Source organism: Limnohabitans sp. (assembly GCF_044373035.1).
GTDB lineage: Bacteria > Pseudomonadota > Gammaproteobacteria > Burkholderiales > Burkholderiaceae_C > Limnohabitans_A.
The window spans coordinates 33987-47333 of the sequence record NZ_JBILQU010000003.1 but is presented as its reverse complement, the minus strand read 5'-3'; the positions used below and the strand labels follow the sequence as shown (position 1 = coordinate 47333).

12 protein-coding genes are annotated in these 13347 nt (G+C 59.8%); 5 read left to right on the top strand and 7 right to left on the bottom strand.

All coding sequences use genetic code 11. The annotated features are described in order from the left end of the window. Positions 1-54 precede the first annotated feature (54 nt). The 7 genes from ACIQ47_RS01025 to ACIQ47_RS00995 form a co-directional block, all read right to left on the bottom strand. Positions 55-1353 (bottom strand): citrate synthase, encoded by a 1299-nt coding sequence (locus ACIQ47_RS01025; RefSeq protein WP_396436407.1) that lies wholly within the window; start codon positions 1351-1353, stop codon positions 55-57. A gap of 42 nt (positions 1354-1395) precedes the next feature. Next, positions 1396-1704, bottom strand: coding sequence for a succinate dehydrogenase assembly factor 2 (locus tag ACIQ47_RS01020; RefSeq protein WP_396436406.1), 309 nt, complete (start codon positions 1702-1704; stop codon positions 1396-1398). Further along, positions 1704-2408 (bottom strand): succinate dehydrogenase iron-sulfur subunit, encoded by a 705-nt coding sequence (locus ACIQ47_RS01015; RefSeq protein WP_396428967.1) that lies wholly within the window; start codon positions 2406-2408, stop codon positions 1704-1706. Before ACIQ47_RS01015 ends, ACIQ47_RS01020 begins: the two co-directional genes overlap by 1 nt. Positions 2409-2471: 63 nt before the next feature. Continuing rightward, positions 2472-4277 carry a succinate dehydrogenase flavoprotein subunit gene (gene sdhA / locus ACIQ47_RS01010; RefSeq protein WP_396436405.1) on the bottom strand — a complete coding sequence of 602 codons (1806 nt, stop codon included), beginning with the start codon at positions 4275-4277 and terminating at the stop codon, positions 2472-2474. A gap of 53 nt (positions 4278-4330) precedes the next feature. Beyond that, positions 4331-4699, bottom strand: coding sequence for a succinate dehydrogenase, hydrophobic membrane anchor protein (gene sdhD / locus ACIQ47_RS01005; RefSeq protein ID WP_296291289.1), 369 nt, complete (start codon positions 4697-4699; stop codon positions 4331-4333). Positions 4700-4739: 40 nt separating this feature from the next. Beyond that, entirely contained in the window at positions 4740-5171 is a 432-nt protein-coding gene (gene sdhC, locus ACIQ47_RS01000; protein WP_396436404.1) for a succinate dehydrogenase, cytochrome b556 subunit, read from the bottom strand. 128 nt (positions 5172-5299) lie between these two features. After that, a complete protein-coding gene (locus ACIQ47_RS00995; RefSeq protein ID WP_396436403.1) occupies positions 5300-6082 on the bottom strand; it encodes a GntR family transcriptional regulator in 783 nt (260 codons plus the stop codon). Positions 6083-6321: 239 nt separating this feature from the next. Between ACIQ47_RS00995 and ACIQ47_RS00990 the strand changes: the two genes are divergently transcribed. The 5 genes from ACIQ47_RS00990 (at position 6322) to ACIQ47_RS00970 (ending at position 13331) form a co-directional block, all read left to right on the top strand. Further along, positions 6322-7308 carry a malate dehydrogenase gene (locus ACIQ47_RS00990; protein WP_396436402.1) on the top strand — a complete coding sequence of 329 codons (987 nt, stop codon included), beginning with the start codon at positions 6322-6324 and terminating at the stop codon, positions 7306-7308. A gap of 109 nt (positions 7309-7417) precedes the next feature. After that, a complete protein-coding gene (locus ACIQ47_RS00985; protein WP_396436430.1) occupies positions 7418-8347 on the top strand; it encodes an HpcH/HpaI aldolase/citrate lyase family protein in 930 nt (309 codons plus the stop codon). Between the two features lie 26 nt (positions 8348-8373). Then, the gene (locus ACIQ47_RS00980; RefSeq protein WP_396436401.1) at positions 8374-9213 is read left to right on the top strand and encodes a hypothetical protein; all 840 of its coding nucleotides are present in this window, start codon (positions 8374-8376) and stop codon (positions 9211-9213) included. 24 nt (positions 9214-9237) lie between these two features. Further along, positions 9238-11829: a bifunctional aconitate hydratase 2/2-methylisocitrate dehydratase gene (gene acnB, locus ACIQ47_RS00975; protein ID WP_396436400.1), complete on the top strand. Its 2592-nt coding sequence runs from the start codon at positions 9238-9240 to the stop codon at positions 11827-11829. 242 nt (positions 11830-12071) lie between these two features. Next, positions 12072-13331 carry an ATP-binding protein gene (locus tag ACIQ47_RS00970; RefSeq protein WP_396436399.1) on the top strand — a complete coding sequence of 420 codons (1260 nt, stop codon included), beginning with the start codon at positions 12072-12074 and terminating at the stop codon, positions 13329-13331. Positions 13332-13347: the final 16 nt, after the last annotated feature.

Here is a 13347-nt window from a genome sequence, read left to right as displayed (position 1 = left end):
CGAAAAAAACCCGCACAGGGCGGGCTTTCAGATCAGGGTGACCAAACCCCCCCATCAACGCTGGACGTCGCGGCGCACAGAACCGGTGAACAGTTGACGTGGGCGGCCGATTTTGTATTCGGGATCGCCGATCATTTCGTTGAGTTGGGCGATCCAGCCGACCGTGCGGGCCAAGGCAAAAACACCGGTGAACAGGTTCACGGGAATGCCGATGGCGCGTTGCACGATGCCGGAGTAAAAATCCACGTTGGGGTAAAGCTTGCGGCTGACGAAGTAGTCGTCTTCTAGCGCAATCTTTTCCAAGGCTTTGGCCAGTCTGAACAGCGGGTCATTTTCCAGGCCGAGTTCTTTCAGAACTTCGTCGCAAGTTTCTTGCATCAATTTGGCGCGGGGGTCGTAATTTTTGTAAACGCGGTGACCAAAACCCATGAGCTTGACGCCAGAATTTTTGTCTTTGACCTTTTCCATGAATTCGCCGACTTTGGAGATGCCCCCCATTTTCTGGATGTCTTCCAGCATGTTCAGGCAAGCTTCGTTGGCACCACCGTGGGCAGGGCCCCACAGGCAGGCTACACCCGCAGCAATGGCCGCAAACGGGTTGGTGCCGGACGAGCCACACAGGCGCACAGTGGATGTTGACGCGTTTTGCTCGTGGTCTGCGTGCAGTGTGAAGATGCGGTCTATGGCGCGCTCGAGCACGGGGTTGACCACGTAATCTTCGCAGGGCACGCCGAACATCATGCGCAAGAAATTGCCCGAATAGCTCAGGTTGTTCTGTGGGTACATGAAGGGTTGGCCTACACCGTATTTGTAGGCCATGGACACCAGGGTAGGCATCTTGGCGATCAGGCGGATCGCTGCGATGTGTCGGTGCTCTGGGTTGTTGATGTCGGTGCTGTCGTGGTAGAAGGCCGACAAAGCACCAATCAGACCGGTCAAGACGGCCATCGGGTGGGCGTCACGACGGAAACCGCGCAGAAAGAACTGCATCTGCTCGTTGACCATGGTGTGTTGGTTCACCAACTTATGAAAGTCTTTGCTTTGCTGGCCGACGGGCAATTCACCGTTCAAGAGCAAGTAGCAGGTGTCCAGATAGTCCACCTTGTTGGCCAACTGCTCGATGGGGTAACCACGGTACAAGAGTTCGCCTTTGTCGCCATCGATGTAGGTGATGGCGGATTGGCATGAGGCCGTCGAGAGGAAACCCGGGTCGTAAGTGAACATGCCGCTTTGGCCATACAGCTTACGGATGTCAATGACGTCTGGACCGATGTTGCCGGAGTAAACAGGCATCTCGATGCTGGGGCTTCCGTTGGAGAACGACAGAGTGGCTTTGTTATCGGCGAGTTTCATGGTGGGTTTCCTCAAAAAAACAGGGGGATGAACCTGTTGGGTTCACGCTCTCAACATGTCCAGGACTTCACACACCTCTTCGGTGCTGATCTCGGGCTGAAGTTCCTTGCGGCGCAGCAGCAGGTCCATGAGATCGTTGTCTGACAGGTCCATCAGGATATACATGCCCCGGGCTTGGCCAATCGACAAACTTGAAGCGTGTTGATTGAAAAAGCGCTCGATGAACAAATCATTTTCGAGCAGACCTCGCCGGCTGCGCCAGCGCAGCTTGCTGAGTGACCGCTCGCTCAAAGGCGCTTGGCGGTCAGCGCCAACCAGTGACGCGTCTTCAAGAACAGGGGAGACGGTCATCAGGCAGCGCGGCGCAACATCATTTCTTTGATTTTTCCGATGGCCTGGGTGGGGTTCAGACCCTTGGGACAGACATCGACGCAGTTCATGATGGTGTGGCAGCGAAACAGACGGTAGGGGTCTTCCAGGTTGTCCAGGCGCTCGGCGGTGGCTTCGTCGCGGCTGTCGGCAATGAAGCGGTAGGCTTGCAGCAAACCGGCCGGGCCCACGAACTTGTCTGGGTTCCACCAGAAGCTGGGGCAGGCGGTTGAGCAGCTGGCGCACAAGATGCACTCGTACAAACCGTTCAGCTCGTCACGCTCTTGCGGGCTTTGCAGACGCTCGGTCTCAGGCGGAATGGTGCTGTTGATCAAATAGGGCTTGATCGAGTGGTACTGCTTGAAGAACTGGGTCATGTCCACGATCACGTCTCGGATCACGGGCAGGCCGGGCAGGGGCTTCAAAACGATGGTGCCGGGCAGGGTGTTCATGTTGGTGAGACATGCCAAGCCGTTTTTGCCGTTGATGTTCATCGCGTCCGAACCGCACACGCCTTCGCGGCAAGAGCGACGGAACGAAATGGTGGGGTCCACGGCTTTGAGTTTCATCAAGGCGTCGAGCAGCATGCGCTCGTTGCCGTCCAGCTCCACCTGGAGGGTTTGCATGTATGGCTTGGCGTCCTTGTCGGGGTCGTAGCGGTAGATCTGAAAAGTGCGTAGGGTCATGAAAGAACTCCTGGTGTATTCGGGTGATGGACCGCCACAGAGGGTGAGCGGTCCAGACAATCTTTAGAACGTGCGAACCTTGGGTGGCACAGAGTCCACTGTCAGGGGCTTGAGCTTGACGGGCTTGTAGGTCAGGCTGTTGGAAGCGCTGTGCCACAGGCTGTGTTTCATCCAGTTGGCGTCGTCGCGACCCAATGGGGCCACGGCGTCGTCCACTGGACGTTCGTAGTCGCTCACGGTGTGGGCACCGCGGCATTCGCGGCGGGCAGCGGCAGACACCATGGTGGACTGAGCGGCTTCGATCAAGTTTTCCACTTCCAGGGCTTCAATGCGGGCGGTGTTGAACACTTTGGACGTGTCCTTCAGGCCAATGGCATTGACACGCTCTCGGATGGCCGCAATTTTTTGCACGCCTTCGTCCATGGAGGCTTGGGTGCGGAACACGCCAGCGTGTTGCTGCATCGCAGCCCGCATGTCGTTGGCCACGTCCTGGGCGTATTCACCGCCACGGCCTTCGAGCTTGTTCAAGCGCTCGAGCGTGCGGTCTGTGGCGTCGGCGGGCAGGTCTTTGTGCGACTTGGTTTTGGAGGCGAAGTCGACAATATGGTTGCCCGCAGCGCGGCCAAAAACCAGCAAGTCAAGCAGCGAGTTGGTGCCCAAGCGGTTAGCGCCATGGACCGACACACAAGAACATTCGCCCACGGCATACAAACCGTTGACCACCGCGTTGTGGTCGGTGCCGTTTTGCACCACGACTTGGCCGTTGATGTTGGTGGGGATGCCGCCCATCTGGTAGTGGATGGTGGGCACCACCGGGATCGGCTCTTTGGTGATGTCGACGTTGGCGAAGTTGATACCGATTTCGTACACCGACGGCAGACGTTTGTGGATGGTTTCCGCACCCAAGTGGTCGAGCTTGAGCATGACATAGTCTTTGTTCGGGCCGCAGCCACGGCCTTCCTTGATCTCCTGGTCCATGCAGCGGGACACGAAGTCACGCGGGGCCAGGTCTTTCAGGGTGGGCGCATAGCGCTCCATGAAGCGCTCGCCGTTGCTGTTGAGCAAGATCGCGCCTTCGCCGCGGCAGCCTTCGGTCAAGAGCACGCCAGCACCAGCCACGCCGGTGGGGTGGAATTGCCAGAACTCCATGTCTTCCAAAGGAATGCCAGCACGCGCGGCGATGCCCAGGCCGTCACCGGTGTTGATGAAGGCGTTGGTGGAGGCCGCGTAAATGCGGCCTGCGCCACCGGTGGCCATCAGCACAGTCTTGGCGTGCAAGACGTGCAGGTCGCCGGTTTCCATCTCCAGAGCCGTCACGCCCACCACGTCGCCTTCGGCGTCGCGGATCAGGTCAAGGGCCATCCACTCCACAAAGAAGCTGGTTTTGGCGGCGACGTTTTGCTGGTACAGGGTGTGCAGCATGGCGTGACCGGTGCGGTCAGCCGCAGCGCAAGCGCGTTGTACTGGCTTTTCACCGTAGTTGGCGGTGTGTCCGCCAAACGGGCGCTGGTAAATCGTGCCGTCCGGGTTGCGGTCAAACGGCATGCCCATGTGCTCCAGGTCATAAACGACCTTGGGCGCTTCGCGGCACATGAATTCGATCGCATCTTGGTCGCCGAGCCAGTCGGAGCCCTTGATGGTGTCGTAGAAGTGGTAATGCCAGTTGTCGTCGGACATGTTGCCCAGCGAGGCACCGATACCGCCTTGGGCCGCCACGGTGTGTGAGCGGGTGGGGAATACTTTGGACAGTACGGCGACATTCAAGCCCGCACGAGCCAATTGAAGCGAGGCACGCATGCCCGAACCACCGGCGCCGACGATCACGACATCAAACTTGCGGGTGGTGATTTTGTCTTGGGTATAGCTCATGGTTTAACTTGGTTGGTGTGATTTCAGCGCAATGACAGGCGAGGGCTGCCGGGTTACAGACGCCACAGGGCCTGAACAGCCCAGCCGGCACAGCCGACCAGCCAGACGAGGGTGAAGACGTGCAAGGCCAGCCGCAAGGCCAGGGGCTTGATGTAGTCCATCCAGATGTCACGCATGCCGACCCAGACGTGGTAGAGCAAGGCGATGATGACGGTGAAGGTCAGGACCTTCATCCACTGCGATGCAAAAATGCCCGCCCACTCTTCGTAGCCAATGGGGCCGGAGGTGAAGATCACTTGGGCCAGCAGGACCACAGTGAAGAGAGCCATCAGGACGGCGGTCACACGTTGGGCCAGCCAGTCGCGAAAGCCATAGCCAGCACCGGTCACGATGCGTTTGGAGCCGTAATTCACGGACGACATAGGTCAGTTTCCTTGTTGTTTTGAGTGATGGGCGGGGAAATCAGTACAGGCCAAACAGCTTGGCGGCCAGCACGGCAGTCAAGCCCAAGCTCAGCACCAAGGTGGCCACGGCAGAGGACTTGCCGAATTCTTTGGTCACGGCGTGGAAAGCGTCCATGTAGATGTGGCGCACGCCAGCGATGAAGTGGTGCAAATAAGCCCAGATCAGCGCCAGGGCCAACAACTTGAAGAACCAGCCGGGCACAAAGCCGATGCCGATGCCAAAAGCGGCTGAGAGCTTGGCATAGGAGATTTCGGACGTGATGGAGTTGTCAAACAACCAGATGAACAGGGGCATCAGCAAGAACATCAAGAAACCGCTGATGCGGTGCAGGATAGAGACGATGCCAGCGGCAGGCAGGCGGTACGAGGGCAGGTCTTTCAGGGCGTTGATGTTGCGGAATTCAGGCCGCTTGCGGACGAGTTCGGTCATGTGGGTACTTTCTGGGTGTAACGCGTTCGTGTTGTAGATAACAAGCCGTTGGATTCTATTGCAATGCAGCAAACTGACGTGAGCATTTCAGCGACAGTCTTCTGCAAGACGTTGAAGGCGGCTTTCTGTCAGTTCAAATCGTTGTGGTAATGGTGTTTGTCGGTGCGGTAGAGGCCGCGCCGCAGCTCCATCGGGGTGTCTTTGTAGGTGTAGGCAATGCGCTCCACACTGAGCAAGGGCGTGTTGGGGGGCAGTTGCAGCAATTCCCTTTGGGCCTTGTCGGGTAACACGGCCCGGATTTTTTCTTCGGCACGCACCATGCGAACACCGAACTCGGTTTCAAACAAGGCGTACATGGGGCCGTGGTAATCGGCCAAGCGCTCGGCCGTCAAGCCCTTAAAAGGGGTGGCCGGCAACCACAAGTCTTCCAAGATGGTGGGCACGTTGGCAAACGAAAGAACTCTGCGCACTTGCAGCACGCTGTCGCCAGAGCGCAACGCCAGTGCGCGCGCGATTTCGGCCGAGGCGCGCAAGCGTTTGCAGTCGACGATCTCTCGCTGTGCGGGGCCTTCGGTGTTCAGGTCACCCTGATCGGGCACCAGTTTCAAAAACCGGTACTGCACCTGGTGCTCGGCGTGGGTAGCGACAAAGGTGCCTTTGCCTTGCTTGCGGATCAGCAGGTGCCCGCTGGCCAGCTCATCGATGGCTTTGCGCACGGTGCCCTGGCTGACCCTGTAACGCACGGCCAACTCCATTTCGCTGGGAATCGATTCGCCGGGTTTCCATTCACCGGCCTGCAGGCTTTGCAGGATCAAGCCCTTGATCTGCTGGTACAGCGGGCTGAACGCAGCAGTAGCGGCCAGGAATTCGGCAATCGCAGGGGCTTCGGTGGGTGGCAAAGTGGTGTTCATGGGCGAGAGCTTGACCAGCTGGTCAGTTGGCAGTCAGGTGCCAGATCTTATCTTATATAAGACATAAGACAAATTGACGATTCAGGGTTTTCGCGGGTACACTCACGGGCTGTTTGCTTGCGCTTTCGGCTTTCGCCATGAGGCTGGGTGCGTGGGTCCGGTACGCCGGACGGCCTTGCCGACATCGGTGTCGGCATGGGACCGTGACCCTTGTTTTCAACACTTCGGAGTTTTTCACCATGAGCAAAAAGCCCGTCCGCGTTGCCGTCACCGGCGCAGCAGGTCAAATCGGTTACGCATTGTTGTTCCGCATCGCCTCGGGCGAAATGCTGGGCAAAGACCAGCCCGTTATCCTGCAGTTGCTCGAAGTGCCCGTCGAAGGCCCGCAAAAGGCCCTCAAGGGTGTGATGATGGAACTCGAAGATTGCGCGTTCCCCTTGTTGGTCGGCATGCAAGCCCACGGCGACCCGATGACCGCTTTCAAAGATGTGGACTATGCATTGCTGGTGGGCTCTCGTCCACGCGGCCCCGGCATGGAGCGTGCCGAGTTGCTGGCCATCAACGGTGCCATCTTCACCACGCAGGGCAAGGCCCTCAACGCTGTCGCTTCGCGCAACGTCAAAGTGCTGGTCGTGGGCAACCCTGCCAACACCAATGCCTACATCGCCATGAAGGCCGCGCCTGATTTGAAGCCCGGCAACTTCACCGCCATGCTGCGTTTGGACCACAACCGTGCCCTGTCGCAAATTGCTGCCAAGACTGGCAAAGCCGTGGCCGATATCGAAAAACTGTGCGTCTGGGGCAACCATTCGCCCACCATGTACGCCGACTACCGCTTTGCCACCATCAAAGGCGAGTCGGTCAAGGCCATGATCAACGACCAGGAATGGAACGCCAACGTGTTCTTGCCCACCGTGGGCAAGCGCGGCGCGGCCATCATCGAAGCGCGGGGCCTGTCCTCGGCTGCCTCGGCTGCCAACGCGGCCATCGACCACATGCGCGACTGGGCGCTGGGCACCCACGGCAAGTGGGTCACCATGGGCATTGCGTCGCAAGGCTGGTACGACATCCCCAAAGATGTCATGTTCGGCTTCCCCGTCACTTGCGATAACGGCGAGTACAAAGTGGTTGAGGGTCTGGACATCGACGCCTTCAGCCAGGCTTGCATCGACAAGACGCTGAAAGAATTGACCGACGAGCAAGCTGGCGTGGCGCACCTGATCTGATTCAGGCCGAGAAGTCCAAGTGAGCCATCCTCGCGACGTTCTGTTGGGAGCACAAGCCGCCAGCGTGCAGCTGCCGGTGTGTGACCATTACAGCGGAGTGGAGGCGAGGATGCGCAAAAGCTTGCAATTGCAGGCGGACATGATGCAAGAGTTCGGCGCTTGCGTTTTTGATGTGACCCTGGATTGCGAAGACGGTGCGCCAGTGGGGGGCGAAGCCGAGCATGCAGCACTGGTGACCGAATTGGCACTGGCCGCGAAAGCCGCCCGCGCCGATGCGCGCATTGCGGTGCGGGTCCACCCGGTGGACCACCCCAGTTTTGAAGCCGACATGAGCCACATCGCGGGCTGGGCCGGTCGCGTTTTGACGCACATCATGGTGCCCAAAGTCGAGAGCGTGGCCGATGTGGACCGCGTTCAAGAAGCCTTGATCACGGCGGGAGCCGGCCATTTGCCGGTGCATGTGCTGATCGAGTCGCCCGCAGCCGTGCACTGCGTCTTTGACATTGCTGCCCACCCGCGTGTGCAGTCGATCAGTTTTGGCCTGATGGATTTTGTATCGGCGCACGGCGGTGCGATTCCCGCCGAGGGCATGGGCATCCAGGGGCAGTTCACCCACCCGCTGGTGCTGCGCGCCAAGCTTGAGATCGCCAGCGCCTGCCATGCGCACGGCAAAGTGCCCTCGCACTGCGTGGTCACCGAATTCAAGAACACCGATGCCATTCGCATGGCCGCCCAAAAAGCCAACCGTGAGCTGGGTTATACCCGCATGTGGAGCATTCACCCCGATCAGATTCGCCCCATCCTGGAGGCCATGGCCCCCAGTGAGGCGCAGATCGATCAGGCCAGCCAGATCATTTTGGCTGCGCAAGCGGCCGACTGGGCGCCCATCAGCCACGCAGGTCAATTGCACGACCGGGCCAGTTACCGTTTTTTCTGGCACCTGATTGAGCGCGCGCACCAGACCGGCCGCCATTTGCCCGCCCCAGTGCAGGCTTTGTGGGATGTGGCTCCACGGAGCCCGCAGCGCAGCCTGTCATGATGGCTCAATTCTTCAAAGGGATGCCCATGCTCAAGAGCCTTGTTGTTCTGGTCTGCGCGGTTCTGCTGCTGCCAGCCTGGGCACAAAGCCAGGGCCAGTCCGGCACCAAGGCGCAGGCGCACCGGTCGTCTGCGCAGGTCAAAGCTCGCCCTGAAGCGGATCTCACGGCGCGCCTGCAGGCCCGAGCCATTGCCGAGGCTGCGGCCCAGGCGGCCGCTTTGGCCAAGGCCTCAACGCCACCGGGCGTGCAGCTGCCTGCGGATGCTGCTCCAGCGAATGCTGTGCCCGCATACGTTTCGTCCCCTCAGCCCACACAGGCTCAGGCTGTTGCGCCCATGCAGGCTTTGCCCGCTTGGACTGAGCTGCCGCCCAAGCGCAGCGATTCGCCTGCTGCACCGACTTCGACCACCGCCCCGGCACTGGCAGCGGTGCCGCCCCTGTCGCCTGTGGCGGTTGGTTTGGCTGTGGCTACCCCCATGGGCCAAAACGCGCCAGATCCAGTGTCGCAAGAATTGGCCATCGCCCAGCAAATTCACCTAGGCCTCATGCCCTGTGAGATGGGGGCCAGCGTGCGCGTCGAAGCCGATGCGGCGGCGCCGGGTTACTTCCATGTTCAGGGCAAAGGCTTCCGTTACCGCATGTACCCTGTGCGCACCAGCACAGGCGCACTGCGTCTGGAGGACAAAAAAGCGGGTGCCGTGTGGCTGCAACTGGCCAACAAGTCCATGTTGATGGACCAGAAAAAAGGCCGACGTATGGCCGACGACTGTGCGCACCCCGAACAAGTGGCCTATGGCCAGGACATGAAAACCAACCCGCCGCCCAGCCTGTTTGACAAAACCGGCATGGGCAGATCCAACGATTGACTTTGACTGACCGGAGAAAAAACCATGTTGAAAACCTACCGTGAACACGCCGCAGAACGCGCCGCCTTGGGCATCCCACCTCTGCCGCTGGATGCCAAACAAGTGGCCGAACTGATTGAGTTGATCAAGAACCCACCCGCAGGCGAAGATGCTTTCTTGATGGACCTGTTGACGCACCGCGTGCCACCGGGCGTGGACGATGCGGCCAAGGTCAAGGCCTCTTTCCTGGCGGCTGTGGCGCACGGCGAAATCAGCGTGGGTTTGGTCTCCAAAGCCAAGGCCACCGAGTTGCTCGGCACCATGGTGGGCGGCTACAACGTGCATCCGCTGATCGAATTGCTCGACAACGCTGAAGTGGCTGGCGTGGCTGCTGAAGCCCTGAAGAAAACCTTGCTGATGTTCGACTTCTTCAATGACGTCGCCGAAAAAGCCAAGGCCGGCAACGCCAAGGCCAAGGAAGTCATGCAAAGCTGGGCCGAGGCTGAGTGGTTCACCAGCCGCCCCGAAGTCGAGAAGAAAATCACCATCACCGTCTTCAAGGTGCCCGGTGAAACCAACACCGACGACCTGTCGCCCGCGCCCGACGCCTGGAGCCGCCCTGACATCCCCTTGCACTACCTGGCGATGTTGAAGAACACCCGCGAAGGCGCACCTTTTAAGCCCGAAGAAGACGGCAAGCGCGGCCCCATGGCCATGATCGAAGAGTTGAAGAAAAAAGGCCATTTGTTGTCCTACGTCGGCGACGTGGTCGGCACGGGTTCTTCGCGCAAGTCCGCCACCAACAGCATCATCTGGGGCTTTGGCGAAGACATCCCGTTTGTGCCCAACAAGCGTTTCGGCGGCGTGACCTTGGGCGGCAAGATCGCCCCCATCTTCTTCAACACCCAGGAGGACTCCGGTGCATTGCCCATCGAAGCCGACGTGTCGGGCTTGAACATGGGCGACGTGGTCGACGTGTTGCCCTACGAAGGCAGGATCGTCAAGAACGGTGAAACCGTCACCACCTTCCAACTCAAGAGCGATGTGCTGTTTGACGAAGTGCGCGCAGGCGGCCGCATCAACCTGATCATTGGCCGCTCGCTGACTGCCAAGGCGCGTGAGTTCCTGGGCCTGCCCGCGTCCACCGTGTTCCGTTTGCCCACCGTGCCCGCATCGACCAAAGCGGGCTTCACGCTGGCCCAGAAAATGGTCGGCCGCGCCGTCGGTTTGCCAGAAGGCCAAGGCGTGCGCCCCGGCACCTACTGCGAACCCAAGATGACCACCGTGGGTTCACAAGACACCACAGGCCCCATGACCCGCGACGAGTTGAAAGACTTGGCTTGCTTGGGCTTCTCGGCCGACATGGTCATGCAGTCCTTCTGCCACACCGCCGCTTACCCCAAGTCGGTGGACGTCAAAACCCACCGCGAACTGCCCGCCTTCATCAGCAACCGCGGCGGCGTGTCCCTGCGCCCCGGTGACGGTGTGATCCACAGCTGGCTCAACCGCTTGCTCTTGCCCGACACCGTGGGCACCGGCGGCGACTCGCACACCCGTTTCCCCATCGGCATTTCTTTCCCCGCAGGCTCTGGCTTGGTGGCGTTTGGTGCAGCCACGGGCGTGATGCCCTTGGACATGCCCGAGTCCGTATTGGTCCGCTTCAAAGGCGAAATGCAACCCGGCGTGACCCTGCGCGACTTGGTGCATGCCATTCCGCTGTACGGCATCAAGCAAGGCCTGCTCACCGTGGCCAAGTCCGGCAAGATCAACGAGTTCTCGGGCCGCATCCTGGAAATCGAAGGCCTGCCCAACCTCAAGGTCGAGCAAGCGTTTGAATTGTCCGACGCGTCCGCCGAGCGCTCGGCTGCGGGTTGCACGATCAAGCTGAACAAAGAGCCGGTCGAGGAATACCTGAAGTCCAACGTGGTGCTCATGCAAAACATGATCGCCAACGGCTACGAAGACAAGCGCACGCTGCAGCGCCGCATTGAGAAGGTCCAGGCCTGGCTCGACGCGCCCAACCTGCTCGAGGCCGACAAAGACGCCGAATACGCACACGTGATTGAGATCGACATGAACGAGATCAAGGAACCCATCCTGTGCTGCCCCAACGACCCGGACGACGCCAAGTTCTTGTCCGAGGTGGCGGGCACCAAGATCGACGAAGCCTTCATCGGTTCGTGCATGACCAACATCGGCCACTTCCGCGCAGCGGCCAAGCTGCTCGGCGGCAGCCGCGACATCCCGGTCAAGCTGTGGGTGGCACCACCGACCAAGATGGACGAGAGCGAGCTGATCAAGGAAGGCCACTACGCCAACTTTGGTGCCGCCGGTGCCCGCACCGAGATGCCCGGCTGCTCGCTGTGCATGGGCAACCAAGCCCAAGTGCGCGAAGGCGCCACGGTGGTGTCCACCAGCACCCGCAACTTCCCCAACCGCTTGGGCAAGAACACCAACGTGTTTTTGGCCTCGGCCGAGTTGGCTGCGATCGCGTCCAAGCTGGGCCACATCCCGACAGTTGCCGAGTACCACGAAGCCATGGGCATCGTGAACAAGGACAATGCAGCGATCTACAAGTACCTGAACTTCAACCAGATTGACGAGTACGTGGAGAACGCGAAGGGCGTGACCGCCTGATCGTTGATTCGCTGAGTTAAAAAAAACGGCCCCGGGTGCGATTCCGGGGCCGTTTTGTTTGGGGTGCACAAGCGGCACCAGCCTTTGAGGCTGATCCGCGCATCAGTTGGTGTGGGGATAACAGCGCGCCAATGGGCTCGGCCGATTCTTGCTTTCAATACATAATAGACGCTTTAATAATCCATATTGGACGAAATCAAAACACACTTAAGACGACTGTACATTCCACGGACGGCGACACCATGAACACCCCGCAAACTCACCCATCTGCAACAATCAGCAGCCTGATCGCACGCCACTTGACACCTTTGTTGTCCGAGTCGCTGCAAGACACCCCTGCTGTGCTGGTTAACGGTCCCCGTCAGTGCGGCAAGACCACATTGGTGCAGCAGTTTGCGGGTGATCTGCCCTATTTCACTCTCGACGACCCCAACCTGCTGGCCGCCGTGCAGCAAGACCCTTTGGGTTTTGCTCGCCAATTGGATCGGGCCATCATCGATGAAGTGCAACGCGCGCCTCAACTGTTGCTGGCGCTCAAGCTGGTCATTGACCAAGACCGCCGCCCGGGCCGCTTTTTGCTCACGGGCTCTGCCAACCTCATGGCGCTGCCTCAAATCGCCGACAGCTTGGCAGGGCGCATGGCTGTACACACCCTGCTGCCTTTGTCGCAGGCTGAATTGCAATGCCGCCCGAACGACTTTTTGCAGCGTGCGCAAGCGCAAGACTGGCCGCTCACCCATCCGGCCTGGGTCAACCCCTCTGGGGACACCGTGACGCATGCGCTTTCTGGCGGCTACCCCGAAATGCGCCAACGCCCCACTGCGGCACGACGGCAAGCATGGGCCAAGGCCTACATCCAGACCCTGATTGAACGCGATGTGCGCGACGTGGCACAGATCGACCAGTGGCAAAAATTGCCCCAGCTGCTGGCGGTGGCCGCTGCGCACTGCGGGCAACTGCTCAACACCGCGCAAACGGGTGGCCAACTCGGCCTGAACGGCAAGACGGTGGACAAATACCTGGGCATCTTGGAAAAACTGTTTCTCTTGCAACGCCTGCCCGCCTGGAGCCGTAACGAACTCAGCCGCCTCATCAAAACCCCCAAGCTGCACTTTTTGGATGCGGGCCTGCAAGCCAGCCTCACCCGTTTGGGCCCCGAGCTGGTGTTTACCCAGCGAGAGCGCTGGGGGGCCACGCTCGAGACCTGGGTGTATGCCGAACTGCGCAAAGCCCTGAGCCTGAGTACCGACGACTGGTTCCTCTCGCACTTTCGCGACAAGGACCAGGTGGAGGTGGACTTTGTGCTCGAATCCCCGCTGCGCCAGTTGATCGGCATCGAAGTCAAAGCCTCGGCCACGGTGAACGCCAGCGATTTCAAAGGTCTGAAAAAACTCAAGTCCCTTGCAGGCGATGCGTTCACCACAGGACTGGTGTTGTACGACGGCCATCAAGCCCTGTCGTTTGGGCCTGGCCTGTGGGCGGTGCCGCTGGCGGCGTTGTGACTTCGCACTGAGACAC

What these genes read in the sequence shown, in the direction of transcription:
- ACIQ47_RS01025 (WP_396436407.1), bottom strand. Translation starts at nt 1,353, where the DNA reads ATGAAACTCGCCGATAACAAAGCCACTCTGTCGTTCTCCAACGGAAGC.
- ACIQ47_RS01020 (WP_396436406.1), bottom strand. Translation starts at nt 1,704, where the DNA reads ATGACCGTCTCCCCTGTTCTTGAAGACGCGTCACTGGTTGGCGCTGAC.
- ACIQ47_RS01015 (WP_396428967.1), bottom strand. Translation starts at nt 2,408, where the DNA reads ATGACCCTACGCACTTTTCAGATCTACCGCTACGACCCCGACAAGGAC.
- sdhA (WP_396436405.1), bottom strand. Translation starts at nt 4,277, where the DNA reads ATGAGCTATACCCAAGACAAAATCACCACCCGCAAGTTTGATGTCGTG.
- sdhD (WP_296291289.1), bottom strand. Translation starts at nt 4,699, where the DNA reads ATGTCGTCCGTGAATTACGGCTCCAAACGCATCGTGACCGGTGCTGGC.
- sdhC (WP_396436404.1), bottom strand. Translation starts at nt 5,171, where the DNA reads ATGACCGAACTCGTCCGCAAGCGGCCTGAATTCCGCAACATCAACGCC.
- ACIQ47_RS00995 (WP_396436403.1), bottom strand. Translation starts at nt 6,082, where the DNA reads ATGAACACCACTTTGCCACCCACCGAAGCCCCTGCGATTGCCGAATTC.
- ACIQ47_RS00990 (WP_396436402.1), top strand. Translation starts at nt 6,322, where the DNA reads ATGAGCAAAAAGCCCGTCCGCGTTGCCGTCACCGGCGCAGCAGGTCAA.
- ACIQ47_RS00985 (WP_396436430.1), top strand. Translation starts at nt 7,418, where the DNA reads ATGCGCAAAAGCTTGCAATTGCAGGCGGACATGATGCAAGAGTTCGGC.
- ACIQ47_RS00980 (WP_396436401.1), top strand. Translation starts at nt 8,374, where the DNA reads ATGCTCAAGAGCCTTGTTGTTCTGGTCTGCGCGGTTCTGCTGCTGCCA.
- acnB (WP_396436400.1), top strand. Translation starts at nt 9,238, where the DNA reads ATGTTGAAAACCTACCGTGAACACGCCGCAGAACGCGCCGCCTTGGGC.
- ACIQ47_RS00970 (WP_396436399.1), top strand. Translation starts at nt 12,072, where the DNA reads ATGAACACCCCGCAAACTCACCCATCTGCAACAATCAGCAGCCTGATC.